The sequence below is a fragment of the Sinorhizobium chiapasense genome (genome assembly GCF_045277575.1).
GTDB classification, from domain to species: domain Bacteria; phylum Pseudomonadota; class Alphaproteobacteria; order Rhizobiales; family Rhizobiaceae; genus Ensifer; species Ensifer chiapasense_A.
Window position 1 is genome coordinate 1459611 of sequence record NZ_CP144205.1, and the last position, 25229, is coordinate 1484839.

Annotated in this window: 24 protein-coding genes; 13 read left to right on the plus strand and 11 right to left on the minus strand. The window is 62.0% G+C overall.

The genetic code is table 11. The features are described from left to right. Window positions 1-42: 42 nt before the first annotated feature. From QM996_RS07130 to coaD, 3 genes are read right to left on the minus strand one after another with little or no spacing between them, the layout of a single operon-like run. On the minus strand, window positions 43-552 hold the full coding sequence (locus tag QM996_RS07130) for a peptidylprolyl isomerase (protein WP_057250311.1): 510 nt from the start codon (window positions 550-552) through the stop codon (window positions 43-45). 22 nt (window positions 553-574) lie between these two features. Next, window positions 575-1147, minus strand: coding sequence for a peptidylprolyl isomerase (locus QM996_RS07135; protein WP_429815256.1), 573 nt, complete (start codon window positions 1145-1147; stop codon window positions 575-577). Window positions 1148-1181: 34 nt separating this feature from the next. Then, complete coding sequence (coaD, locus tag QM996_RS07140; protein ID WP_173516535.1) at window positions 1182-1676, minus strand: pantetheine-phosphate adenylyltransferase; 495 nt, start codon at window positions 1674-1676, stop codon at window positions 1182-1184. A 360-nt stretch (window positions 1677-2036) separates the two neighbouring features. Here coaD and QM996_RS07145 point away from each other — a divergent pair, with 360 nt between their 5' ends. Continuing rightward, window positions 2037-2165, plus strand: coding sequence for a hypothetical protein (locus QM996_RS07145; protein ID WP_255571450.1), 129 nt, complete (start codon window positions 2037-2039; stop codon window positions 2163-2165). A 128-nt stretch (window positions 2166-2293) separates the two neighbouring features. On the opposite strand, the gene QM996_RS07150 is transcribed toward QM996_RS07145, so the two are convergent. The 3 genes from QM996_RS07150 to QM996_RS07160 all read right to left on the minus strand — a co-directional run bounded on the left by QM996_RS07150 (window position 2294) and on the right by QM996_RS07160 (window position 6243). After that, window positions 2294-3709 carry an MATE family efflux transporter gene (locus QM996_RS07150; protein ID WP_500269831.1) on the minus strand — a complete coding sequence of 472 codons (1416 nt, stop codon included), beginning with the start codon at window positions 3707-3709 and terminating at the stop codon, window positions 2294-2296. Between the two features lie 143 nt (window positions 3710-3852). After that, complete coding sequence (locus QM996_RS07155) at window positions 3853-5166, minus strand: TCR/Tet family MFS transporter (RefSeq protein ID WP_500269832.1); 1314 nt, start codon at window positions 5164-5166, stop codon at window positions 3853-3855. A gap of 168 nt (window positions 5167-5334) precedes the next feature. Further along, the gene (locus tag QM996_RS07160) at window positions 5335-6243 is read right to left on the minus strand and encodes a LysR family transcriptional regulator (protein ID WP_500269833.1); all 909 of its coding nucleotides are present in this window, start codon (window positions 6241-6243) and stop codon (window positions 5335-5337) included. 120 nt (window positions 6244-6363) lie between these two features. Here QM996_RS07160 and QM996_RS07165 point away from each other — a divergent pair, with 120 nt between their 5' ends. Further along, window positions 6364-7356 (plus strand): aldo-keto reductase family protein, encoded by a 993-nt coding sequence (locus QM996_RS07165; protein WP_500269834.1) that lies wholly within the window; start codon window positions 6364-6366, stop codon window positions 7354-7356. A 62-nt stretch (window positions 7357-7418) separates the two neighbouring features. Here QM996_RS07165 and ypfJ read toward each other — a convergent pair whose 3' ends face one another. Then, window positions 7419-8357 carry a neutral zinc metallopeptidase gene (ypfJ, locus tag QM996_RS07170; protein ID WP_500269835.1) on the minus strand — a complete coding sequence of 313 codons (939 nt, stop codon included), beginning with the start codon at window positions 8355-8357 and terminating at the stop codon, window positions 7419-7421. A gap of 229 nt (window positions 8358-8586) precedes the next feature. Between ypfJ and QM996_RS07175 the strand changes: the two genes are divergently transcribed. The 3 genes from QM996_RS07175 (at window position 8587) to QM996_RS07185 (ending at window position 13796) form a co-directional block, all read left to right on the plus strand. Next, the gene (locus QM996_RS07175; RefSeq protein ID WP_500269836.1) at window positions 8587-9615 is read left to right on the plus strand and encodes a zinc-dependent alcohol dehydrogenase family protein; all 1029 of its coding nucleotides are present in this window, start codon (window positions 8587-8589) and stop codon (window positions 9613-9615) included. Window positions 9616-9829: 214 nt separating this feature from the next. After that, complete coding sequence (gene carB / locus QM996_RS07180; RefSeq protein ID WP_500269837.1) at window positions 9830-13321, plus strand: carbamoyl phosphate synthase large subunit; 3492 nt, start codon at window positions 9830-9832, stop codon at window positions 13319-13321. 199 nt (window positions 13322-13520) lie between these two features. Next, entirely contained in the window at window positions 13521-13796 is a 276-nt protein-coding gene (locus QM996_RS07185) for a DUF6894 family protein (protein WP_500269838.1), read from the plus strand. 60 nt (window positions 13797-13856) lie between these two features. Here QM996_RS07185 and QM996_RS07190 read toward each other — a convergent pair whose 3' ends face one another. Then, on the minus strand, window positions 13857-15371 hold the full coding sequence (locus QM996_RS07190) for an MFS transporter (RefSeq protein ID WP_500269839.1): 1515 nt from the start codon (window positions 15369-15371) through the stop codon (window positions 13857-13859). A 294-nt stretch (window positions 15372-15665) separates the two neighbouring features. Here QM996_RS07190 and greA point away from each other — a divergent pair, with 294 nt between their 5' ends. Continuing rightward, window positions 15666-16142 (plus strand): transcription elongation factor GreA, encoded by a 477-nt coding sequence (gene greA, locus QM996_RS07195; RefSeq protein WP_034791305.1) that lies wholly within the window; start codon window positions 15666-15668, stop codon window positions 16140-16142. Window positions 16143-16227: 85 nt separating this feature from the next. Beyond that, complete coding sequence (locus QM996_RS07200) at window positions 16228-17286, plus strand: glycosyltransferase family 4 protein (protein WP_500269840.1); 1059 nt, start codon at window positions 16228-16230, stop codon at window positions 17284-17286. An 18-nt stretch (window positions 17287-17304) separates the two neighbouring features. Here QM996_RS07200 and QM996_RS07205 read toward each other — a convergent pair whose 3' ends face one another. The 3 genes from QM996_RS07205 to QM996_RS07215 are packed head-to-tail and all read right to left on the minus strand — an operon-like array spanning window position 17305 to window position 19636. Beyond that, window positions 17305-18327 carry a glycosyltransferase gene (locus QM996_RS07205; protein WP_500269841.1) on the minus strand — a complete coding sequence of 341 codons (1023 nt, stop codon included), beginning with the start codon at window positions 18325-18327 and terminating at the stop codon, window positions 17305-17307. Between the two features lie 7 nt (window positions 18328-18334). Then, window positions 18335-19156 carry a glycosyltransferase family 2 protein gene (locus tag QM996_RS07210; RefSeq protein WP_500269842.1) on the minus strand — a complete coding sequence of 274 codons (822 nt, stop codon included), beginning with the start codon at window positions 19154-19156 and terminating at the stop codon, window positions 18335-18337. A 9-nt stretch (window positions 19157-19165) separates the two neighbouring features. Continuing rightward, the gene (locus tag QM996_RS07215; protein WP_043614306.1) at window positions 19166-19636 is read right to left on the minus strand and encodes an Lrp/AsnC family transcriptional regulator; all 471 of its coding nucleotides are present in this window, start codon (window positions 19634-19636) and stop codon (window positions 19166-19168) included. A 55-nt stretch (window positions 19637-19691) separates the two neighbouring features. On the opposite strand from QM996_RS07215, the gene QM996_RS07220 reads away from it, so the two are divergent. From QM996_RS07220 to QM996_RS07245, 6 genes are all read left to right on the plus strand, one after another. After that, on the plus strand, window positions 19692-20147 hold the full coding sequence (locus QM996_RS07220; RefSeq protein WP_500269843.1) for a hypothetical protein: 456 nt from the start codon (window positions 19692-19694) through the stop codon (window positions 20145-20147). Between the two features lie 145 nt (window positions 20148-20292). Continuing rightward, complete coding sequence (gene trxB / locus QM996_RS07225; protein WP_500269844.1) at window positions 20293-21267, plus strand: NAD(P)/FAD-dependent oxidoreductase; 975 nt, start codon at window positions 20293-20295, stop codon at window positions 21265-21267. A 115-nt stretch (window positions 21268-21382) separates the two neighbouring features. Then, window positions 21383-22279 carry a LysR family transcriptional regulator VtlR gene (locus QM996_RS07230; protein ID WP_173518131.1) on the plus strand — a complete coding sequence of 299 codons (897 nt, stop codon included), beginning with the start codon at window positions 21383-21385 and terminating at the stop codon, window positions 22277-22279. Window positions 22280-22892: 613 nt separating this feature from the next. After that, a complete protein-coding gene (locus tag QM996_RS07235; RefSeq protein WP_500269845.1) occupies window positions 22893-23183 on the plus strand; it encodes an ArsR/SmtB family transcription factor in 291 nt (96 codons plus the stop codon). Between the two features lie 54 nt (window positions 23184-23237). Further along, window positions 23238-24359, plus strand: coding sequence for an alkene reductase (locus QM996_RS07240; RefSeq protein WP_500269846.1), 1122 nt, complete (start codon window positions 23238-23240; stop codon window positions 24357-24359). A gap of 66 nt (window positions 24360-24425) precedes the next feature. Further along, window positions 24426-25229 carry an aminoglycoside phosphotransferase family protein gene (locus tag QM996_RS07245; protein WP_500269847.1) on the plus strand — a complete coding sequence of 268 codons (804 nt, stop codon included), beginning with the start codon at window positions 24426-24428 and terminating at the stop codon, window positions 25227-25229.

Sequence of the window (25229 nt, forward strand, 5' to 3'; positions counted from 1 at the left end):
GGCGCAGTTGGCGACCGGGGCGGGTCCGTGCATTAGCGCAAATCAGGCGTCGGCGGCAACCCGCATCGTCACGATCGAGTCGGGATCGCGCACCGGTTCGCCGCGCTTGATCTTGTCGACATTGTCCATGCCCTCGATGACCTGGCCCCAAACGGAGTATTGCTTGTTGAGCCAGGGGGCATCGGTGAAGCAGATGAAGAACTGCGAGTTTGCCGAGTTCGGCATCTGGCTGCGGGCCATCGAGCAGGTGCCGCGAACGTGGCTGACATTCGAGAATTCGGCCTTCAGATCCGGCTTGGAGGAGCCGCCCATGCCAGCACGCGCCGGGTTGAAGTGCTCGCCGCCGGTCTTGCCGTACTGTACGTCGCCGGTTTGAGCCATGAAGTCCTCGATCACGCGGTGGAACACCACGCCGTCATAGGCACCTTCGCGAGCCAGTTCCTTGATGCGGGCGACATGACCCGGAGCGACGTCAGGCAGAAGCTCGATGACGATCTTGCCCTTGGTGGTCTCCATGATGATCGTGTTTTCCGGATCCTTGATCTCGGCCATGGGTTTTCTCCTTCTGTTGACTTTACTTGCCGACCTTGACGCTGATCATGCGGTCGGGATCGGTGACGGAGCCGTTGTTGGCATCGTCGCCGAGCTTGATCTTGTCGACGTTTTCCATGCCGGAAACGACCTTGCCGACGACAGTATACTGGCCGTTCAGGAAGTCGCCCGGTGCGAACATGATGAAAAACTGCGAATTGGCGCTGTTCGGGTCCTGTGAGCGGGCCATGCCGACCGTGCCGCGTTCGAACGGAACGTCGGAGAACTCCGCCGGCAGGTCAGGCCGCGAGGAGCCACCGGTGCCGGCAGCCTGCGGCTGGTAGCCGTTTTCCATGTCGCCATACTGCACGTCGCCGGTCTGGGCCATGAAGCCCTTGATCACGCGGTGAAAGGCAACGTTGTCATATTCGCCGGCGGCGGCAAGCGCCTTGATCTGCTCGACATGCTTCGGAGCAATGTCCGGACGCAGTTCAACGACAACAGGGCCATCCTTGAGCGTGATCGTGATGAAGTTGTCGGCCGATTGTGCGATCGCCGTTCCCGTCCAGGAGGCAAGCGCAAGGGCGCCGGCGAAAGCGAGGTGGAGGATTTTCATGGTTTCTCCCTGCGTGGTGAAATTGTGCCGCGCGTCAGGCGCGGCGTTTGGCCTGCAGCGCTTGGTAAACTGCCGCGGGCACGAAGGCGCTGACGTCACCGCCCATGGCGGCGATCTGGCGGACCAATGTGGCCGTTATGGGCCGCGATGCCGTGCCGGCGGGCAAGAATAACGTCTGGATGTCGGGGGCCATCTGCCGGTTCATACCGGCCATCTGCATTTCGTAGTCGAGGTCCGTGCCGTCGCGAAGCCCGCGCACCAGCAGTTTCGCGCCGCGGGCGCGCGCGGCGTCGACGACCAGATTGTCGAAGGCGACGACTTCGATGTCACCGGCCCTTTCGGGGAGAAACTCCTGCAGCGACTGACGGATGAGCTCGGCGCGTTCTTCGAAGGAAAACAGCGGCGCCTTCCCCGGATGGATGCCGATGGCGACGATGACCTTCGCCGCCACGTTCAGTGCCTGCACGAGCACGTCGAGATGCCCGTTCGTCATCGGATCGAAGGAGCCGGGATAGAATGCCGTGGTCATCGCACCTGTTTCCGTTTGGTGAAGCCTTTTGTCACGTACGGCGACGGACCGCAAGAGTTGTGCCGATAGCTAAGGGCTGTTCCCTGGGAAACAGCGAGGCAGAAAGAATGAATGCTAGATGAATGCCATGTTCAAAGGTGCTTCACACGCAGAACGTTAGTGTAGCGCCATAAACAACGGAACTTTTCGAACGTACTGCCGTTTACGATGCGAAAGGATTACGGCTATGGGACTTGCTCTGTTTTCGATGGTGATGTTTTTCACGATGCTTTTCGCGACGATTCAAGGACTTCGCAACGAGTCCCGTGACCGGCGCGAGCAATACGTGACCCAGAAGATCTTCCGTTGATGGAGGGCGTCATGGCCACCCTGTTCATGATCGCGGCGGCGGTCATCAGTTTCGTCTTTTTGATCGATTTTGCCCGGACGATACGCGACCTCCAGCGCGATCGTCAGGGTTCGGAGCGGCTCGACGGTTTCAACGTCTAGCAGCCCAACGGCTTCGCGAATGAAGCTTGGTAATAAGCGGCCGTCGTTCCTTCCCTTCCCCTGAGGCGACCGCCATTGCAAGCCGGACGGCATCCCCTGCCCGTCCGGCTTTTTTCTTTGCTGGGCGTTCACAGCGCCTTGGCCGGTTGGGCAGCCCTTGTCGAAATCCCCTTGATCATCCGGAAGAAGCGCCAATTCAACAATAGTGCTGCCGCCGCAAGGCCGAGGACGAACCCGAACCAGACGCCGATTCCGCCAAAGTTGAACGGAAAGGCGAAAGCCCAGGCGCAGACAAAGCCGATCGGCCAATAGGATATCATCGCCAGCAGCATCGGCACCTTGGTGTCCTTCAGGCCGCGCAGCATGCCGGCAGCGATTGCCTGCATGCCATCGACGAGCTGGAAGGCGCCGGCAATGACGATGAGCGGCGCGGCAAAGGCAAGCACGGCGGCGGCATCCGGCCGGTCGGTATCGAGATAGAGCGCGGCGAGCTGGCCCGGGAAAAACGCATAGATCGCGCTCCCGACGACGGCAAAGCCGGCACCGAGGACCAGAGACGCAATCGCCGCGCGCCGCACGCCCAGCATGTCGCCGCGACCAAAGGCAAGCCCGACGCGAACCGTGGCCGCCTGCGCGATACCAAGCGGGATCATGAAGGCGATGGAGGCGAACTGCAGCGCGATGCCGTGCGCGGCAAGCTCGATCGTGCCGATCGTGCCCATCAGCAGCGACGCGACGGTGAAGAGGCTGACCTCGGCGAGGATCGTCAGCGAGATCGGAATGCCGAGATAGACGACTTCGCGGAAAGCAACCCAGTCGGGCCGCCAGAAGCGGACGAAGAGTTCGTACCGGTTGAGCTCAGGCTTGCTCTTGATATAGCCGATCGTCAGCGCCGCGCCGAGGAGCGCCACGCCAAGGGCCGCAACCGCAGCACCGAAGATGCCGAGCTGAGGGAAGCCGAAATGGCCATAGATCAGCACGTAGCAAAGGGTGGCATTGAGCACGAGCGTCGCCAGCGTCACGTAGAGAATGACCCCTGCCCGCTCCAAACCGCTCAGGAATGCTCGCAGCACCATGAAGATGAGGCCCGGGAAGATCGCCCATTGCGCAACGTGGATATATTCGGCCGCAAGCGCTGCCACCTTTGGCTGCTGCCCGGCAAAGAGCAGGATCGGTTCGGCCATCCAGAGGATCGGCGCCGTCAGCACGCCATAGAGCAGGACGACCCACATCCCCATGCGCACGGAGCGGCGCACAGAGACCTTGTCGCCCCGCCCCACGGCCTGCGCTGCCATCGGCACGACCGCGTTCGCAAAGCCGCTGCCGAAGATGTAGACCGTGAAATACATCTGCGTCGCCAGGATGATCGCGGCAAGCTCGGTTGCGCCGAGCTTGCCGACCATCAGAACGTCCGTCGTGTTGATCGCGAGTTGAGCAAGCTGGGCACCGACGAACGGCACGCCGAGATAGAAGCTCGCGCGATAATGCGTCCGCCAGGAGTTGTCGGTCGTCAACGGCATCGAGCTCGCATTCGCGGTCAGCATGGCAGATTCCTGGCAGTCGGCGCGGCCCCGGGCCGCAACTGGAAGTCGGAGGGAGGAAAACCGGAAATAGAATACCGCCGGGAAAAGAGCCAGCCGCTAGGGCGACATTGCTCAAACTTTCATCGATAGATCACGAAAATTGATCAATTTCCGTGCATTCTCGGCCGCTCGACCATCCCAACCGCTTCCGCTGCTGCGGCAACGACCGGCGCGTCGGTCTCCAATGCTTGTGGCCCGACCGCGCTGCTCCTGGGGATCTTCAACAGGAAGACGACGAGCGCGCCGACGAGGAAGCAACTCGCAAGCGCATAGGGCGCACCGGCGAAAGCGACGGGAGCGCTGGGGCTGGTGAAGTAGCCGAAGGCCTGAGTGAAGATCAGCGGGCCGATGATCGTGGTGATGCTGCCGATGCTGGTCAGCGCACCCTGAAGTTCTCCCTGTGCCGACGGTGGGACATGCGCGGCGGCGATGCTGCGCAGCGGCGGGTCGGCGAGGCTTTCGAGCGCGGTTGCGATGATCACCGCATAGATCATCCATCCCTGCCAGGCGCCGGCATAGCCGATGGCGCCGAGCGTCGTGAAGGTCAGTCCGAGTACCGCCGTCCGCCACTCGCCAAGCCGCGGCACGACACGCGGCAGAATGACGGCCATGACGAATGCGCCGCCAATGCCGAAGATCCCGAGTGAAAGCCCGATCTGCCCCTCGCTCCAGCCATAACGATAGTTGGATACGAAGGACCAGACGGCTGGATAGACGGAATGGGCGAGCCAGAAGAGAAAGAACACCAAACCGACCCAGCCGATGCCGGGATAGTTACGCATCTGCTTCAGAGCGCCGAGCGGATTGGCGCGTTTCCACTCGAAGCGGCGGCGATTGGCCCGATCCAGTGTCTCCGGCAGCAGAAACACGCCGAGGATGAAATTCAGGAAGGAGAGTGCTGCGGCACCGTAGAACGGCACGCGCGGCCCTAGTTCTCCGAGCAGGCCGCCAAGCACAGGACCAAGGGCGAAGCCAGTCCCGAAGGCAATGCCGATCAACCCAAAATTCTTGGCGCGGTTTCCGTCGTTGCTGATGTCGGCGATATAGGCCGATGCGGTGCCGAAGCTCGCCCCGCTGATGCCGGCGAGAATGCGGCCGATGAACAGCATCCAATAGCTGGTCGCGAGCGCGCAGATCAGATTGTCGAGCGCGAAGGTGAAGACAGATGCGAGCAGGACCGGGCGTCGGCCGAATCGGTCGCTGAGATTGCCGATCAGCGGGGCGAAGAGAAACTGCATCGCCGCATAGACGAGCAGTAGCCAGCCGCCGTCGATCGCCGCCTCGCTGACATTGGATCCGGTCAGCTCCTCGAGATAGGTCGGCAACACCGGAACGATGATCGCGATGCCGAGGATATCCAGGAACAGGATGAGGAAGACGAGGAACAGGCCGCGTCGCACAAATTTCTCGTCGAGCATGCGATTCCTCCCCCGGGCGGCCTGCCTCGGGTGAGAGACAGAACGTGAACGACGCTACCAATTTAGGTGTAACGGATCATTTTGCGCGAAACAATCCGTGAACATCTCAATTTATCTGATGAGACTATCGCAATGGTTGATGCGTCGCGTGACGGGGGCGACCGCCTGTCATGCGTGGTCGCGCCGTTGCTCGATCTTCAAGAAATCCACGAAGGCGCGCAGCGGCGCCGGCATGTGCCTGCGGCTTGCATAATACAGAAACGGCCCGGAAAAACTGGTCGTCCAGTCTTCGAGGATGGGCACGAGCTGCCCGGTCGCGATTGCAGGCGCCACGAACTCCTCGAAGGTCCGGATGATGCCAAGCCCGTCGAGGGCGGCGCCGATTTCGAGGTCGATCGTGTTGGCGGTCACGACAGCGGGCGGCGCGATCGTCAGCGCCGCGTCGCCTTCGCCGAATTCCCAGGGAAGCGAGATGCCGCTGGCGAAACGGTGACGAATGCAGCCATGTTCGAGCAGGTCGCGTGGATGGCGCGGCACCCCTCGCCTCGCGAGATAATCCGGTGCCGCGGCCGTGACATAGCGTTGCCGGCTTGGCCCGATGGGGATCGCGATCATGTCGCGCTCGACGCGTTCCTCGTAACGCACGCCGGCATCGAACCCGGCCGCCAGTACGTCGACGAAGCCATCTTCCGCCGTCACTTCCAACGAGATGGCCGGGTGCTCGCTGAGGAAGCGACCGATGATCGGTGGTAGGATTTCGCGGGCGACGATGGTCGGGACATTGAGCTTCAGCGTTCCCGCGGGACCGTCGCGCATTTCGTTGACCTGCTCGAGCGCGCCGGCAATTTCGCCGAGTGCCGGCGTCAGCCGATCGAGCAGCCGTGTGCCGGCCTCCGTGAGCGTGACGCTGCGGGTCGTGCGATTGAGCAGGCGCACTTGCAGCTTCGCTTCCAGTCGGCGCAGCGCCTCGCTGAGCGACGACGCGGAAACGCCGCGCTTCTTCGCTGCCGCGCGGAAGCTGCGCGCGGCCGCAACGGCGGTGAAGGCATCGAGATCGGCAAGCGGCAGGTCGTTCATTGTGCGGATTTTCGTACAAGTCGTTCGGTTGAGGTCGGATTATCGCACGACGCCGAACGAAGTAAACAAGAGACCGAGCAAACGGCCGGCAGATTTCGGCCTTGTCGAAGGAGAACACGAATGGATTACGTTTCACTCGGAAAGTCCGGCCCGTCGGTGTCCGTCCTCGGCCTCGGCTGCATGGGCATGTCCGGCATGTACGGCCCGGCCGATCGGGCCGAAAGCATCGCTACCATCCACGCCGCGCTGGAGGCCGGCATCACGCTGCTCGACACCGGCGACTTCTATGGCATGGGCCATAACGAGATGCTGATCGGCGAGGCGCTGAAAGGCGGAAAACGCGAGAAGGCGTTGTTAAGCGTGAAGTTCGGCGCCCTGCGTGATGCTGCCGGCAACTGGTCCGGCTACGATTGCCGCCCCAAGGCCATCCGCAACTTTCTCGCCTATTCGCTGCAGCGGCTTGGCGTCGATCATATCGACGTCTATCGCCCCTCCAGGCTCGATCCCGACGTTCCGATCGAAGAGACCATTGGTGCGATCGCCGACATGGTGAAGGCTGGATATGTCCGCCATATCGGTCTTTCCGAGGTCGGGCCTGAGACCATCCGCCGCGCCGCTGCCGTGCACCCGATCTCGGATCTGCAGATTGAATATTCGCTGATATCACGCGGTATAGAGACGGAGATCCTGCCGACCTGCCGCGCTCTCGGCATCGGCATCACCGCCTACGGTGTTCTCTCGCGCGGCCTGATCAGCGGTCATTGGCAGAAGGGCGCGGCCGGCAAGGGCGATTTCCGCGCCATGAGCCCGCGGTTCCAGGAGGGCAACATCGACAAGAACCTCGCCCTCGTCGAGGCACTGAGGCAGATCGCCGATAGCAAGGGCGTTTCGGTGGCGCAGATCGCGATTGCCTGGGTGGCTGCACAGGGTCAGGACATCGTGCCTTTGATCGGGGCACGCCGGCGGGATCGCCTGGCGGAAGCCCTCGCGTCGCGCGATGTCAATCTCAGCGCAGGCGATCTGGCGGCGATCGAACAGGCGGTTCCGAAAGACGCCGCCGCGGGCGCCCGCTATCCCGAAGCGCTGCTCGCCCATATGGACAGCGAACGCTGACCACGACAAACGACGAGGGCCGGCAATCGTGCCGGCCCTGACGGTTTGTTGCGTCGCTACGGTTAGACTGCACCAGAGAAGGTATCGCAAGCCGACATCTTGCCGCTGTCGAAGCCACGCTTGAACCAGCGCATGCGCTGTTCGGAGGTGCCGTGGTTGAAGCTTTCCGGAACGACGTAGCCCTGCATGCGCTTCTGCAGCGTATCGTCGCCGATCTGGGTGGCAGCGTTCAGCGCTTCTTCGAGGTCGCCCGTTTCAAGCAGACCCTTCTGCTCGGTGTATTTGCCCCAGACGCCGGCGAAGCAATCGGCCTGTAGCTCAACGCGGACAGACATCTGGTTCGCCTCGTTCTCGCTCATCGACTGGCGCATCTGGTTGAACTTGGGCAGGACGCCGATCAGGTTCTGGACGTGGTGGCCGACCTCGTGCGCGACGACATAGGCCTGGGCGAAGTCGCCGGACGCATCGAATTTCTGCGCGAGTTCATCGAAGAAGCTCATGTCGAGATAGACCTTGTGGTCTCCCGGGCAATAGAACGGCCCGGAGGCGGCCGACGCGAAGCCGCAGGCCGAGCGTACCTGTCCGCGGAAGAGCACCATCTTCGGCTCTTCGTATTGTTTGCCGCTCGCCTGGAAGATGCCGTTCCAGGTATCCTCGGTCTCGGCGAGCACGGTCGCCATGAATTGCTTCGTTTCCTCTTCCTGGGCCGAACCGCGCGGCGCCGGTGAACCGTCGCTCTGCTCGAAGCCGGGCAGCTGCATCTGACCGCCGCCGCCTTCCAGCACCTGCAGCATGTCGATGCCCATGGCCTTGAGGATGAAGTAGAGGATGACGAGGAAGATGATCGTGCCGAAGCTCATGCCGCCGCCGGCGCGGCGCATGCCGCCTCCGCCGCCCGGCATGCGGAAACCGCCGCCGCGTCCGAACGGATTGCCGCCACCCGGGCTCGCGCCGCGCTGATCTTCGATGTTTTCGGATTGGCGGCGGCCTTTCCATTCCATGATCTGTCCTCCCAGCCTCGGTAAACAGGCGTTGTCGGTTTGCTCTTTTATAGGACGGGCCTAATGTCGTTGTAAAACGCAATTGCCACCCGTAAGTTCGCGATCTGGCCAGACTTTTTGCTGCTTCGAGCCGGGCCTGCGAAGGTGCTTCGCAACCCAGGTCGCGTTCTTGACCCTCGGCCGCTTTACCGCTCCTATGCACTCGCGGACAGAACGAGGAGAAGCGTTCATGAAGACGTTGCGGCTCGAAGGTATCGGTCGTCTCACCCTGGCTGACGTGGAAAGGCCCCTGCCCGGCCCACATGACCTGCTCGTCCGTGTCGAAGCCTGTGGCATCTGCGGCACAGACCGGCACCTGCTGCACGGTGAATTCCCCTCGAAACCGCCGGTCACACTCGGCCACGAGTTTTGCGGCATCGTCGAGGCGGTCGGCGCGGAAGTCTCCGATATCGCGATTGGCGCGAGAATTACCGGCGACCCGAACATTGCCTGCGGGGCCTGTCCACAGTGCCATGCCGGTCGCGTCAATCTCTGCCGCAATCTCCAGGCGATCGGCATTCATCGCGACGGCGGCTTCGCGGAATACGTTCTCGTGCCTCGAAAGCAGGCCTACGAAATACCGTCGAATCTCGATCCGGTACACGGCGCCTTCTGCGAGCCCCTCGCCTGCTGCCTGCATGGCGTGGACATGGCGGGCATTCGCGCCGGCTCCTCCGTCGTCGTTCTGGGCGGCGGCGTGATCGGCCTGCTGGTCGTGCAGCTCGCCAGGCTCGCCGGCGCTACCACGGTGATTCTGTCGACACGACAGGCGCAGAAGCGCCGTCTTGCCGAAGAGGTCGGAGCAACCGCGACCGTCGATCCCTCCTCGGCCGATATCGTCGAACGGATCGCCGGCAAGGATGGACTCGTTCCCGGTGGGGTCGACGTCGTCATCGAATGTGCCGGCGTCGCCGAAACCGTCAGGCAGTCGACGCGACTCGCCAAGGCGGGCGGCGCGGTTGTCATTCTCGGCGTCATGCCGCAGGGGGAGACGGTCGAGATCGAACCATTCGATATTCTCTTTCGTGAACTGCGCGTGCTCGGCTCCTTCATCAACCCCTTCGTGCACCGTCGCGCCGCCGACCTCGTGGCATCCGGGGTCATCGAGATCGACAAGCTGATTTCACGGCGCGTAACGCTCGATGAGGCCGCCAGTGTCATCTCACACCCTCCGGCGGCCGGGGAAGTCAAGGTTCTGGTGATTCCCGGTCGCGCCTGACGTTTGGAGCGGATCTGGTGCCGCCGAGCGAGCGATAAAGCAGAGGATGCGCAAATATGCCGGCTTCTTGTCGATTCCGGAATTTTCGGGGTTTCGCTCGCAGATACATTTGCCTATAAGCCGCTTCTAGCCTGAAAAGACCATCAATGCGTGCCCGGCCGGTGACCTCCCACTTTGGCCGGTTTTTCGCGCAGCTAGAAACGGATGACCGACCATGCCGAAGCGCCAAGATATCAAGTCCATTCTTATCATCGGCGCGGGGCCGATCGTCATCGGTCAGGCATGCGAGTTCGACTATTCCGGCACCCAGGCCTGTAAGGCGCTGAAGGAGGAAGGCTACCGCGTCATCCTCGTCAATTCCAACCCGGCGACGATCATGACCGATCCGGGCCTCGCCGACGCAACCTATGTCGAGCCGATCACGCCGGAAGTCGTTGCCAAGATCATCGCCAAGGAGCGCCCGGACGCACTGCTGCCGACCATGGGCGGCCAGACCGCGCTCAACACGGCACTGTCGCTGCGCCGCATGGGCGTTCTCGATCGCTACAATGTCGAGATGATCGGTGCGAAGCCGGACGCGATCGACAAGGCCGAGGACCGCGCGCTCTTCCGCGAAGCGATGGCGAAGATCGGCCTCGAGACGCCAAAGTCGCGGCTCGCCAATGCCACCGACATCAAGGACCACGACCGCAAGGTACATGAGGCCGAGCGCGCCGAACTGAAGAATCGTCTTTCTGGTCCGGACCTCGACAAGGCGCTCGACGAGCTCGAGAACCAGTGGAACCTGGGCGAAGGCGATCGCAAGCAGCGTTACATGAACCATGCGATGGCTATTGCCGCACAAGCGCTCGACGATGTCGGCCTGCCGGCGATCATCCGCCCGTCCTTCACGCTCGGCGGCACCGGCGGCGGCATTGCCTACAACCGCACCGAATTCTTCGACATCGTCGGCAGCGGTCTCGATGCTTCGCCGACCACCGAAGTTCTGATCGAAGAATCGGTGCTCGGCTGGAAGGAATACGAGATGGAAGTGGTCCGCGACACCGCGGACAACTGCATCATCATCTGCTCGATCGAGAACATCGATCCGATGGGCGTGCATACCGGCGATTCGATCACCGTCGCCCCGGCGCTGACGCTGACGGACAAGGAATACCAGATCATGCGCAACGCCTCGATCGCGGTGCTGCGCGAGATCGGGGTCGAGACCGGCGGCTCGAATGTCCAGTTCGCCGTCAACCCGGAAAACGGCCGCCTGGTCGTCATCGAGATGAATCCGCGCGTTTCGCGCTCCTCGGCGCTCGCCTCCAAGGCGACCGGCTTCCCGATCGCCAAGATCGCGGCGAAGCTTGCGATCGGCTACACGCTGGACGAGCTCGACAATGACATCACCGGTGGCGCGACCCCGGCATCGTTCGAGCCCTCGATCGACTACGTCGTCACCAAGATCCCGCGCTTTGCCTTCGAGAAGTTCCCGGGCGCCTCGCCGGTTCTAACGACCGCCATGAAGTCGGTCGGTGAAGTCATGGCGATCGGCCGTACCTTCGCCGAATCGCTGCAGAAGGCGCTGCGTGGCCTCGAGACGGGCCTCACCGGCCTCGACGAAATCGAAATCCCCGACATGGACGACGACGGCGATGGCCGTAACGCCATCCGTGCTGCGATCGGCACGCCGACGCCGGACCGGCTGCGCATGGTTGCCCAGGCGCTCCGCCTCGGCATGAGTGAGGCGGACGTTCACGAGGCGAGCAAGATCGATCCGTGGTTCATCGCCCAGTTCAAGGCGATCGTCGACATGGAGGCGCGCATCCGCGAGCACGGCCTGCCGCAGGATGCCGAGAACCTGCGCATGCTGAAGGCCATGGGCTTCTCCGATGCCCGGCTCGCCACGCTCGGCGGCAAGCGCCCGAAGGAAGTGGCGGAACTGCGCAACGCGCTGAATGTTCGCCCGGTCTACAAGCGCATCGACACCTGCGCTGCCGAGTTCGCCTCGCCAACGGCCTACATGTACTCGACCTATGAAACACCCTTCGTCGGTGCCGCGCGCTCCGAGGCCGGCGTTTCCGACCGCAAGAAGGTCGTGATTCTCGGCGGTGGTCCGAACCGCATCGGCCAGGGCATCGAGTTCGACTATTGCTGCTGCCACGCGGCCTTCGCGCTGAAGGATGCCGGCTACGAAGCGATCATGATCAACTGCAACCCGGAGACGGTCTCTACCGACTACGACACCTCCGATCGCCTCTATTTCGAGCCGCTGACGGCCGAAGACGTGATCGAGATCATGCGCGCCGAGCAGGAAAAGGGTGAACTCGTCGGCGTCATCGTGCAGTTCGGTGGCCAGACGCCGCTGAAGCTCGCCGAAGCGCTGGAAAAGAACGGCATCCCGATCCTCGGCACCGCGCCGGATGCGATCGACCTTGCCGAAGACCGCGATCGCTTCCAGAAGCTCCTGATGAAGCTCGACCTCAACCAGCCGCGCAACGGCATCGCCTACTCGGTCGAGCAGGCCCGCCTCGTCGCTGCCGAGATCGGCTTCCCGCTGGTCGTGCGCCCGTCCTACGTTCTCGGCGGCCGCGCCATGCAGATTATCCATTCGGAAAGCATGCTGCAGACCTATCTGCTCGACACGGTTCCGGGCCTGGTTCCGGAAGACATCAAGCAGCGCTACCCGAACGACAAGACCGGCCAGATCAACACGCTGCTCGGCAAGAACCCGCTGCTCTTCGACAGCTACCTGACGAACGCCACGGAAGTCGACGTCGACTGCCTCTGCGACGGCAAGGACGTCTTCGTCTCGGGCATCATGGAACATATCGAGGAAGCCGGCATCCACTCGGGCGACAGCGCCTGCTCGCTGCCGGTGCATACGCTCGACACGGCCATGGTCGACGAACTCGAACGCCAGACGGCGGCACTTGCCAAGGCGCTCAATGTCGGCGGCCTGATGAACGTGCAGTTCGCCATCAAGGACGGCACGATCTACGTGCTTGAAGTCAACCCGCGCGCCTCGCGTACCGTGCCCTTCGTCGCCAAGACGATCGGCGCACCGATCGCCAAGATCGCGGCCCGCGTCATGGCTGGCGAAGCGCTGGATGTGGCGATCGCCGCCTATGGCGAGAAGCCGGATCCGCGCAACCTGAAGCACATTGCAGTGAAGGAAGCGGTCTTCCCCTTCGCGCGCTTCCCCGGCGTCGACACGCTGCTCGGCCCGGAAATGCGCTCGACCGGCGAGGTCATCGGTCTCGACACCGACTATGCGCTTGCCTTCGCCAAGTCGCAGCTCGGCGCCGGCGTCGATCTGCCGCGCGATGGAACGGTGTTTGTTTCGGTGCGCGACGAGGACAAGACCCGGGTTCTTCCGGCGATCCGCATTCTCGTCGACATCGGCTTCAAGGTCATGGCCACGGCCGGCACCGCGCGCTTCCTCGGTGAAAACGGTATTGCCGCCACCAAGGTCAACAAGGTCCAGGAAGGCCGGCCGCACGTCGAGGACGCGATCCGCAACCGTCAGGTCCAGCTCGTCATCAACACGACCGATGGCAACAAGGCGATTTCGGACTCGAAGTCGCTGCGCCGCGCGACATTGATGCAGAAGGTGCCCTACTACACCACCATGGCCGGCGCGGAAGCGGCAGCGCATGCGATCAAGGCGCTGAAGGCCGGCAGCCTCGAAGTGCGCCCGCTGCAGAGCTACTTCAAGGCCTGATAAGACAAGCGGCGCGCGACGATCTCGCGCGCCGCTTCCAATCCTGACGATCGACTGCAATTCACGCTTTTCGTCCACTCTGTCCGGCTGAATGCCGCATGAATGGGTGGTTCAGACTGCGTTCGTCCGCACCATGCTCCAATATGTCAGCGCTTGGGGATCGGAGGGGCCTCCGGCGGGCGCGCTACGGGGCAAGATCGTGCAACTCTATTTTTTCGACTTGCATTGGGGCGACGAGCACTTCGTTGACGAGGACGGTATTATCTATTTCGACGAGGGCTCGGCCCTCTATTATGGCCAGCGCATCGCCGACAGGATCGGCCGCGATGCGGATTATGGATCGCTGAGGGTCGAGGTCTTCTCCAGCAATCGCCGGCTGCTTGCGACGATCGTTCCGTCGAGCGGCCGCGGCGGCGAGCAGCGCGCCCTGCTTGGGCGCCGTCACGTCGGCGCGCCGCTCCACGCGGCCGCCTAGGGAAGCCCCAGGCCGGGCCGCGGGAACCGAAAGATGGTCCCGGTTCAAAGTGCCAAAGCGTCAGTCATCTGAAAGCACGACGCTTTGGTTTCCAGAGACCGCCCGGACCGCCGCTTCCCCCGCATTCCGCCCGGACCGCCTCGTGGCAAGCCGCACGGTTCTAAGGCCGAAGTAGAGCGATGCCGTCGAGATCATGGCAGCGACGACGAAGACGGCGAACAGTGCCCCGTGCATCGTGGCGACGCTTGCCTTCTCGTCGAAGCCCTGGAGATTCGCGGTCAATCCGCAGATTGCTGCACCGATGGCGTAACCGGCCGATTGCAGCGTCGGCAGAAATGCGGAAGTCTTGTCGCGTTCCCTGTGTGGTGAAACATCCATCATCAATTGGCTGAGCGTCCCCCAGGAGACGCCGAAGCCTGCGCCAATCGCGATCTGGCTCGGAAAGACCAGCCGGAATTCGTCCATGGCGACCGCGATCGTCAAGCCGGCGAGTCCGAGGCTGAGAAGTGCCGGCCCCGTCTGGATCAGCTTCACGCGCAGATCATGCGAGCGCAGGCTCGCGACGAAAATTGCGGTCACGCTCCAGGAGATCGCCATTAGCGCACCGGAAAATCCGGCAGCGGTCGGGCTGAAGTTCCAAACGTGCTGTAGGCCATAGATGAGGTAGACGGAACCGGACGCTTGCGCCAGCGGCATCAGCAGCACGACCCAAAGGCCGGTGCCGAGCGGTTTTGTGAGTGCGAAGGCGCCGGCAGGCAAGATCGAATGCGTCGCCCGCCGGTCGGTCTCGACCGCAGCCCAGAGGATCGCCAGCGCCGTTGCCAATGCAGCGACCATCAACGGAACGCTTCTGGCCGTGGTTGAGACCGATATCAGCAATATGCCGGCGCCGACGATGATCAGCCGCGCGAGCGGGATCGGGCGTGACGTGTCGACCGATATCTTTTGGGCCGGCACGATGGCGAGGACGAGGGCGACGAAGATTGCCGCGGCCGGGATGTTGACGCCGAAAGCCGCCCGCCAGGACCAATGTTCTGTAACGAATCCGGAGACGAGCGGACCGCCGAAGGCGGCCATTGCCCAGACGATGGCTTCGGCTCCGAAGACCTTTGGCACCAACCGCGGCGGGAACAACTCCGGGATCAGCGCGTAGCAGACCGCGGCGATGATACCCTCACCGAATCCCTGGAACACCCGACCGGCGAGCACCTGCGGCATGCTGCTCGCGGTCGTCGCGATCATGGTTCCGGCCACAAATACGATGGCGGCTGTAATCAGCGTGCCGCGGGCGCCGAACCTTGCCTTCAGATTGGCCGCAACCGCCCCGCCGAGAATCGCAAAGACGAGATAGAGCGTGACCGCCCAGGAAAGCAGCGTAGCGCCGCCGATGTCCGCGACAGCCGTCGGTAGTGCCGTCGCTATGAAAAATTCGTTGAACGCAAAAAGTGCGACCCCAAGGCAGAGCGTCACCGTTGCCGCCAGATAGTCTGGCCGGAGCAGTTCGCTCCAGCGCCCGTCCCCGTGCGGCCCCGTGTCCAGGTCCGCCTTGATGTCGTAGTCCTTGGCCAGATCCATGCGCCTTGCTTCCTCATTGATATTCTGCGGGAGCAATTCTGATACGACCTCAAGCGCAGTTGAGGTAAAGCGGTTTCTGCGAAACTTGCCACCGGTTTCGTTCGTCTACAAGTTGCGGATGTTTTGTCGCCTTCGGTGGACGGTGGCGAAATATCTGGCTTTCGCGCTTCCGTTTCTGCTATAACGACGGTTCGAAGTTTCGGACGGTTCCGGTGTTCGCGCGCCGGAGACCGTTTTCTTTTGCGTTGGCGCCGCCCCAAGGGCGGCGCCTCGTGCTTGATGAAGGACAATGAAATGGTCGAAAAAGTGCCGATGACACAGGGTGGATTCGTCAACCTGCAGGAGGAGCTGCGCTGGCGCCAGCAGGAAGAACGACCACGAATCATCGAGGCTATTGCTGAAGCCCGTGCACATGGCGACCTGTCGGAAAATGCCGAATACCATGCCGCCAAGGAGGCGCAGAGCCACAATGAGGGCCGCATCACCGAGCTCGAAGACTTGATCGCCCGCGCGGAAGTCATTGATCTCTCGAAGATGTCCGGATCCAAGATCAAGTTTGGCGCCAAGGTCAAGCTCGTTGACGAAGACACGGAAGAAGAAAAGACCTATCAGATCGTCGGCGACCAGGAAGCCGACGTGAAGGCTGGCCGCATATCGATCTCGTCGCCGATCGCGCGCGCCCTGATCGGCAAGGAAGTCGGCGATTCCATCGAAGTGAACGCCCCCGGCGGCTCCAAGGCCTACGAAATTCTCGCGGTCAACTGGGGCTGATCAGCCCCGGCAGGGGCGAGCCTCCCTTCGCCCCATTCTCTCTTTCCAAAAAGACGATCGTTGCTCGCGCAAGGAGTGCGCTTTCGTGGCCGATATCCGGAACGTCGAAGTCATCGCTCCCAATTTCAAGCGCCGCCTCTCGGGCGTGACGTCCACCATTATCCAGTTGATTCCGATCCAGCGCGCGCTCGGCGAAAAGATCGCCGTGCTTGGCCCGGGGCTGCCGGACACCCTGCCCTCGATCCGATTCCGCGATCTGTTGGGCTTGTGGAGCGCGCCGGATGGCCGACCTTGCCGGGTCTGGCACGCGCGCCGCAACGTCGAGATGCTGCCGGCGATTGTGCTGCGCGACCTGCTCGGCATGAAGCTGAAGATCGTCTTCACGTCCGCTTCGCAGCGCCGCCACACCGGCTGGAGCAAGTTCCTGATCTCCAGGATGGATGCGGTGATCGCGACGAGCGGCAAGACTGCCGCCTATCTCGACGTGCCGAACACGGTGATCCTGCACGGCATCGACACGAAACGCTTCCAGCCGCCTGTGGACGCGGCTGATGCCAAGTCTGCGCTCGGCCTCGACCCCGCGCAGAAATATGTCGGCTGCTTCGGGCGGGTACGCAAGCAGAAGGGAACCGATCTCTTCGTCGACAGCATGATTGCGTTGCTCCCTTGCCGGCCAGGCTGGAGCGCCGTCGTCGCGGGGCGCGCGACCGGCCCGCATGTGGCATTCGAGAACGAGCTGAAGGAACGTGTGGCAAGGGCCGGTCTGACGGACCGCATCCGTTTCGTCGGCGAACACACCAACATTCCCGATTGGTATCGCGCGCTCGACCTCTTCGTCGCGCCGCAACGCTGGGAAGGTTTTGGCCTGACGCCGCTCGAGGCCATGGCAACCGGGGTGCCGGTTGTCGCGACCGATGTCGGCGCGTTTTCGGAACTGGTGGTCGTCGGTGAGCAGGAAACCGGCACGATCATTGCCGCAAATGATCTGCAGGCGATGGTCGAGGCGACTGCCGGTTTCATGGACGATGATCGGCGCCGCGCGGTGGCCGGCGCCAATGGGCTGGGGTTGACCTGCGCATCATTCGCGATCGAAGGCGAGGCCCGTGCGATCAACGCCGTCTACGAGCGGTTGATGCGCTTCTGAGCGCGTGATTGAGCGACCTCAGCGCTTCGAGGCGAAAAGTTTCAGATAGGCGTCGGTGATCGCCTGCTTCGAGAACTGGTTCATCAGCGTCTCGTGGCCGCGTTGGGCCAGGCGTTCGCCGAGCGACGTGTCGTTGGCGATCCTGTCAATCGCCTGGGCAAAGCCATCGGCATCACCGATATCGACCATCAAGCCGTTTTCGCCGTCGCGCATGAACCATTGCGGCCCTTCCGAACGGCTCGAAACAACAGGTGTGCCTTGCGCCCAGGCCTCGAGGATGACATTGCCGAGCGGCTCATGGCTCGACGCCATGACGAAAATGTCCGAAGCGGCGAGGAACGGGCGCGTATCCTTCTGCCAGCCCGCAAAGCGCACGCGCTTCAAGACGCCGAGATCGGCAGCCAGCTTCTCCAGGTTTCCACGTTCCTCGCCGTCGCCGACGAGCCAGAGGTAGGCGTCCGGCACCTTGGCGATCGCCTGGATCAGCGTGTGGAATCCCTTGCGCGGGACGAAGCGTCCCATCGACATGATGACGGGCGCGTTCTCCGGCGTATCAAGTGTCGCCCGGCTGACGGGGGCGACCCGCTCGGTACCGGTGAAGTTGGAGATGACCTCGACGTCGCGCGTCCAGCCGAGCTTGCGCACATGTTCGGCAATGCCGGGCGTGTTGCAGACGAGGCAATCGGTATTGCGGAAATAGTCGAGACGCAGCGGATAGTCGCCGAGGCGGGAAATCTTGATGCAGCCCTTATAGTTGGGCATGAGACGGCTCGCGCGCGGCATCCAGGCGAAGAGCGCGTCCGGCTTCTCGCGGCGCGCCATGCTGCTGACCTTCATCGGCAGGAGGATCCGGTCGAGCGACAGGTTGCGGAAATTGCTTTCGATGATGTGCGTCGCACCTTCGATATCCTTCCGCCAGATGCGCCCGGGCCGGATGACCGAGGTTTGCTCGACGCCGCGCTCGCCAAGCGCATTGACCAGATGAACGAAGAAGCGCTCTGCGCCGCCGTCCTTGCCGAAATGAAAGTGCATGATTTTCATGGGAACCTCACGGGCTGGCCTGGCGCCGATCCATGTCGTCATGGTTCGGACGACGTTTCAGCGCGTGCCTCTGATAGATCTTGGCTGCGGTCAAGAAGGCGTAGACCGCCCCCGTCATCGCTTCGATGAAGCCCGGAAAGCCGCAGCGCCAAAGGCCATTGCGGAAATAGAGCCGGTAGAAATAGAGCGGCGGGCTGAACAGCATCTTGTAGGGCCGCGCGGACTTGCCGGCCGCAAACTGCTGGTCTGCCTTCAGTGTCGAGTATTTGTTTTCCTTGAGGATCTGCTCGTCGATGATCAGCGGCCGGTAGTGCAGCAGGCTGCCCTTGCGGGCGGCACCGACGGCACCATCCGGAACGATACCCTCATGGACTTTCTGGTTGAGGTCGTAGCGTCCCCTGCCCTGGCGGATCAGCCTGAGGTTCCGCCTTTCGTGCACGCGCTCGGGCGTGTAGCCGTAACCGATCAGATAGGGCCTGCGGGCGACGCGCCAGCCGACCGTTTCTGCCGGTGCATCGAGCAACGATGGCAGCAGCGCCTTCAGCGGTCCGTCCAGGCGCTCGTCGGAATCGATGTTGAGGCACCACGGCTGCGTGCATTGATCGAGGGCGAACTGCTTCTGGCCGGCATAACCCCGCCACGGCTCATGCAGGAAGCGGATCGGCCAGCCCCTGTCGATATAGGATTGCACGAGTGCCGGCGTGCCGTCGGTCGAGCCGGAGTCGACGATGACGATTTCCGCGCATTGATCGAGGCTCTCGATGCAATTGCCGAGATAGGCTTCTTCGTTCTGGCAGATGATGAAGGCGGAAAGCGGAAGCTTGCTCATGGGCGGGCCTTAGATCTGGACGAGGCCGATATCCTTGACCTGGCGAATGGTCAGCATCGTGCGCACCGTGTCGACCCGTTCGTTGGCCGTCAGCACTTCGATGACGAAATCCTGGAAAGTTGTCAGGTTCTCGGCGACACAATGCAGCAAGAAGTCGCTTTCGCCGGAAACTGTCCAGGCTTGCCGGACGATCTGCCATTCGGCCGTGGCGGCAGCGAAGGCCTTGAGATCGGCTTCCGACTGGCGCTTGAGGCCCACCATGCAGAAGGCGACGAGATCGAAGCCGAGCGCCGGTGCGTTCAGCAACGCGTGATAGCCCTTGATCACGCCGGTTTCCTCGAGCTTGCGCACGCGCCTGAGGCACGGCGGCGCAGAGATGCCGACCCGCTGGGCGAGATCGACATTGGTCATCCGGCCATCACGCTGGAGCTCGCGAAGGATCTTGAGATCGATTGCGTCGAGCTCGACTTGTTTCGTCATGAACATACGTCCTTTTTGCGTGGCGACTTTATGCGCGAGGGCAAAGTCGAAAACCTTGTATTTGCTGATGGTTGGGTTGGTCCAATGGCCGACGACGCTGACTGGTCCCCTATCCCGGCGCAGCCGCGATCATCTCTGTCGAGATTTTCGGCAAGGCGCGCTCTCCAAGGGCGAGGCCGTCTCGAGTCGGTGGGTGGCCGAGCGCAGCGCCTTCGCGATGGAACCAAGCACGGCCGGCATTCAACCCCATATGCTTCTCCAGCAAAGTGAATCCGCGTGGAATATCGCCAAACCCGCTGGACAACAAGCAGTCGCGCCGACTATTCGCGGGAAAATGGCATGGCCGAGACCGGTAGGACCGCAAAAATGGGCCGCGAGCGCCGCAAGCGGCATGGGCTTGGCTCGCTGCGGCGATCATTCGCCCGTCGCACCGCTCGCGGCGCAAGGTCCGGCAAAACGGATCGCATGGCCGAACCTGGTGCACAAACGCGTCATCTGGTGGCAAAACTAGGCTTGGCGCTCAAGCACTTGTGTGTATCAGGACGGACGCCCTTGAAAGTCATGGCAGGGAATACCTAAACTATGGAACTATTTCCCATTGACGCAATGGAATCGGACGAGAGCGTTCCCTCTCCCCGTGAACGAAGGACAAGACTATGACTGCCCGTCACGTGAAAGTGCTGATCGTCGGCTCCGGCCCGGCTGGTTATACCGCTGCCATCTACACGGCGCGCGCCATGCTCGAGCCGGTGCTGATCGCCGGCCTGGAACAGGGCGGCCAGCTGATGATCACCACCGACGTGGAGAACTATCCGGGTTATGCCGATCCGGTTCAGGGGCCCTGGATGATGGAGCAGATGCTGAAGCAGGCGACACATGTCGGCGCAGAGATCGTCAACGATCTCGTGACCGATGTCGATCTGTCGGTGCGCCCGTTCCGCGTCAAGACCGACAGCGGTAGCGACTGGACAGCGGATGCCCTGATCATCGCAACCGGCGCCAAGGCCAAATGGCTCGGCATCGAGACCGAACACACCTTCATGGGCTTCGGCGTCTCGGCCTGCGCCACCTGCGACGGCTTCTTCTACCGCAACAAGGACGTCATCGTCGTCGGCGGCGGCAACTCGGCCGTGGAAGAAGCGCTGTATCTGTCGAATCTCGCCAAGACCGTCACCGTCGTGCACCGCCGCGATTCCTTCCGCGCCGAGAAGATCCTGCAGGAGCGCCTGTTCGCCAAGCCGAATGTCAAGGTGATCTGGGACCACGAGGTCGTCGAGTACCTGGGTACTCCGGCGAAACCGCCGATGCCTGCTTCGGTCAACGGCGTGAAGCTGCGCAACACCAAGACTGGCGAGACCTCGGACATGGTCACAGACGGCGTCTTCGTCGCGATCGGCCACGCGCCGGCGGTCGAGCTTTTCAAAGGCAAGCTTCGGCAAAAGTCCAACGGCTATCTGTGGACCGCGCCCGATTCGACGGCGACCGACGTACCCGGCGTTTTTGCCGCAGGCGATGTTACGGACGACATCTATCGTCAGGCGGTGACGGCGGCCGGCATGGGCTGCATGGCAGCGCTCGAGGCCGAGAAATACCTGGCGGGTCATATGCCCGTCGCAATTGCAGCCGAATAGAAGCTGCGAATCGGGGCGGGTGTCCTGAGGCACCTCCCCGTGTGGGAACAGACGCATCAGCCACATCCGGGAGACAGGACCCCGTCTCCCGGAGTGGTTTCATATGGGGGACTTCATGTCGCTGGACTGGGACAAACTGCGCATTTTTCACGCGGCGGCCGAGGCTGGGTCGTTCACGCATGCGGCAGACAAGCTCCATCTTTCGCAATCGGCGATCAGCCGGCAGGTGAGTTCGCTTGAACAGGACGTCGGCATCAAGCTGTTTCACCGCCATGCGCGCGGCCTGATCCTCACCGAACAGGGCGAGATCCTCTACCGCACCGCGCACGAAGTGCTGATGAAGCTCGAAAGCGTCAAGATCCAGCTCAGCGAGACCACCGACAAGCCGAGCGGCAAGCTGCGCATCACCACGACCGTCGGTCTCGGCCAGGGGTGGCTCACGGACAAGATCCAGGAATTCATGTCGCTGCATCCGGACGTGCAGGTCCAGCTCATCCTCGACAACGAAGAGCTCGACGTGAACATGCGCCATGCGGACTGCGCCATTCGCCTGCGCCAGCCGCAGCAGTCGGACCTCATTCAGCGCAAGCTGTTCACGGTGCATATGCACGTCTACGCTGCGCCGTCCTACATCAACAAGTATGGTGAACCGCAGTCGATCAACGACCTCGACAATCACCGCATCATCACCTTCGGCGAACCGGCGCCGAACTATCTGCTCGATGTGAACTGGCTCGAGATCGCTGGCCGCGATTCCGACAATCCGCGCGTGTCGCACCTGCAGATCAACAGCCAGACCTCGATCAAGCGCGCCTGCCTGCTGGGCATCGGCATCGCCATGCTGCCGGACTATATCGTCGGCCGCGACCCTGGCCTCATCCAGCTTCCGATCAGTGCCGACATCCCGTCGTTCGATACCTATTTCTGCTATCCCGACGAGATGAAGAACGCTGCGAAGCTCAAGGTCTTCCGTGACTACATCGTCGCCAAGGCGCGGAACTGGAACTTCTGACGCTGGCCTGGCAAATGCTCTTTTTGTGAGCATTTCCTAGATTCGTCCATAACTGACTGTTTCTGATGTGATATTTTGAATGCGCCCTCTGTTTTATGCGGCACATTTTTATTGTGCGATGCAAAAATGTGCAGGGATGCGCACATGGCATGGCTGTCATGCATATTAAATGATTGTTGCCCGCCCAAAAAAGCAGCATACCCAACTCAGCTGATGCATCTTTGGTGGCTTCTCCTCCCAGTGCCACCGCAGCAGCTGTTCCCCTCTGGAGGTTTAAATTACCTTCACAACTTATAAGGGCCCAAGTCATCTTGTGGCCCTCTTTTTTTGTCTACTGTTAGATACGGGCGAACCGTGATGAAAATCACAGCCGGCTATTGAAAGCCGATACTTCGCTTCCCATATAAATTGTAGCTGATGCATTCTTGGTGGCTTCTCCTCCCCGCCACCGCATTAGCTGTTCCCCTCTGGAGGTTCTCATTACCTTCACAACTACAAGGGCCCAAGTTTCTTGAGGCCCTTTTTTTTGCCCTCGCGGTGCTCACGGCCTTGTGAATTGAATATCGTGCTTTCACGATACATCTATCGATAAAACCCGATATGGCGATATACAATGGACCGAGAAGAGATATTGAAAGCGCTTGCCCATCCAGTGCGGGTGAACATCCTCGCCTGGCTGAAAGAGCCGCAGCTCCATTTCCCGACGCAGGAGCATCCGTTCGATCTCGGCGTATGCGCCGGTCAGTTCGAACGCTGCGGCCTGTCGCAGTCGACCGTTTCCTCGCACCTCGCGGTGCTTCAGCGCGCCGGCCTCGTGACAACGCGCCGGGTCGGCCAGTGGATCTTCTACCGTCGTGACGAAGAGGCGATTGCCGCCTTCCTCAAGAGCATCGGCGACCTCTGAACCGCAACACCTCCCAAGCAGCCTCCCAAACAGACCTCCATGAAAGGACCTCCCATGGCCTCGCTTTTCGACCCCATCACCATCGGCGATATCCCGCTGAAGAACCGCATCGTCATGGCGCCGCTGACGCGCAACCGTTCTCCCGGCGCCGTACCGAACACATTGAACGTCACCTATTACGAGCAGCGTGCAACGGCCGGCTTGCTGATTACCGAGGGAACGGCGATCACGCAGCAGGGCCAGGGCTATGCCGACGTGCCCGGCCTCTATACGCCGGAGGCGTTGGAAGGCTGGCGCAAGGTGACGGATGCGGTGCATGCGAAGGGTGGCCGGATCATCGTGCAGATGTGGCATGTCGGCCGTATCTCGCACAATTCGCTGCAGCCGGACGGTCTCAAGCCGGTTGCGCCGTCTGCAATTCGCGCCAAATCCAAGACCTATCTGATCAATCCGGATGGCACCGGTTCCTTTGCCGAAACCTCCGAACCGCACGCGCTGGAAGTTGCCGAGATCGAAGGTATCGTCGAGGACTACCGCAAGGCTGCGCGCGCCGCGATCGATGCCGGCTTCGATGGCATCGAGATCCATGCGGCCAATGGCTATCTCATCGATCAGTTCCTGCGTTCCGGTTCGAACCATCGGACGGATTCGTACGGCGGTTCGATCGAGAATCGTGCTCGCTTCCTGTTCGAGGTCATGGATGCCGTGACGAGGGAAATCGGCGCCGGCCGCGTCGGCATCCGCCTTTCACCCGTTACGCCCGCCAACGACGTCTTCGATCCGGAGCCGCAAACGGTGTTCGGTTACGTGGTCAAGAATCTCGCCCGCTATCCCCTCGCCTATATCCATATCATCGAAGGCGCGACGGGTGGTCCACGTGATCACCAGCAGGGTGACCGGCCGTTCGATTATGACGCCCTGCGTGCCACCTATGCAGCGGCAGGCGGCAAGGCTGCCTGGATGACGAACAACGGCTATGACAAGGCGCTGGCGATGAAGACGGTCAGGGACGGCGAAGCCGATCTCGTCGCTTTCGGCAAGCCGTTCATCGCCAATCCGGATCTCGTCGAGCGGCTGAAGCGCGACGCACCACTCAACACGCCGGACCAGGCAACCTTCTATGGCGGCGGCGCCAAGGGCTACACCGACTATCCGTCCCTTGAACAGGTCGCCTGACGCTCCCACATGGCCCATGCCCCGTCACCTCGGCGGGGCATGTGTCCATTGGGAAATCAACCCCTTATGTTTTCTTCATATTTTGAAAAATGGTCATTGCAGCCGGACGGTGGAATTATCGTCACGCCCTCCAGCCATCTTCATCCCGTTCGCTACGGCAACCAGTCGGCGATGCTCAAAGTCGCGCAGGATCCCGAAGAAAAATTCGGTCGCCTGCCGCTGCTTTACTGGAACGGGCAAGGCGCCGCGAAGGTCTATGAATCCGACGGCGATGCCGTACTGATGGAGCGCACGGATAGCCAACGCAACCTGTTCCACATGGCAATGACAGGAAGCGATGAAGACGCGACGCGCATCATCTGCCGCACGGTTGCGGAACTGCATGCGCCACGTTCGACGCCCGTTCCGCAAGATCTCGTCCCGCTCGACAAATGGTTCGCCTCGCTGGAGGCCGCCGCCCCTGCCCAAGGTGGCCTGTTTGTACGTGCGCTCGAAGCGGCGAAGGGCCTATTTGCCGAGCCGGAACCGCCCGTCGTGTTGCATGGCGACGTGCACCACGCCAACATCCTCGATTTCGGCGACCGCGGCTGGCTGGCGATCGATCCGAAGCGCGTATTCGGCGATCGCGGCTACGACTATGCCAACCTGTTCTGCAATCCGGAACTGCCTTTGGTCACCGTTCCTGGCCGGCTGCAACGGCATCTGCCGATTGTCGCGGAGGAGACGGGACTTCACCCGCGCCGCATCCTCAATTGGGTGCTGGCCTATGCCGGGCTTTCCGCTGCCTGGTTCGTGGAGGACGGTGACGACTTCGGCGTCGAGAGCGATCTGACGATGGCCGAGATCGCAATCGCCGAGCTCGATCGCTAA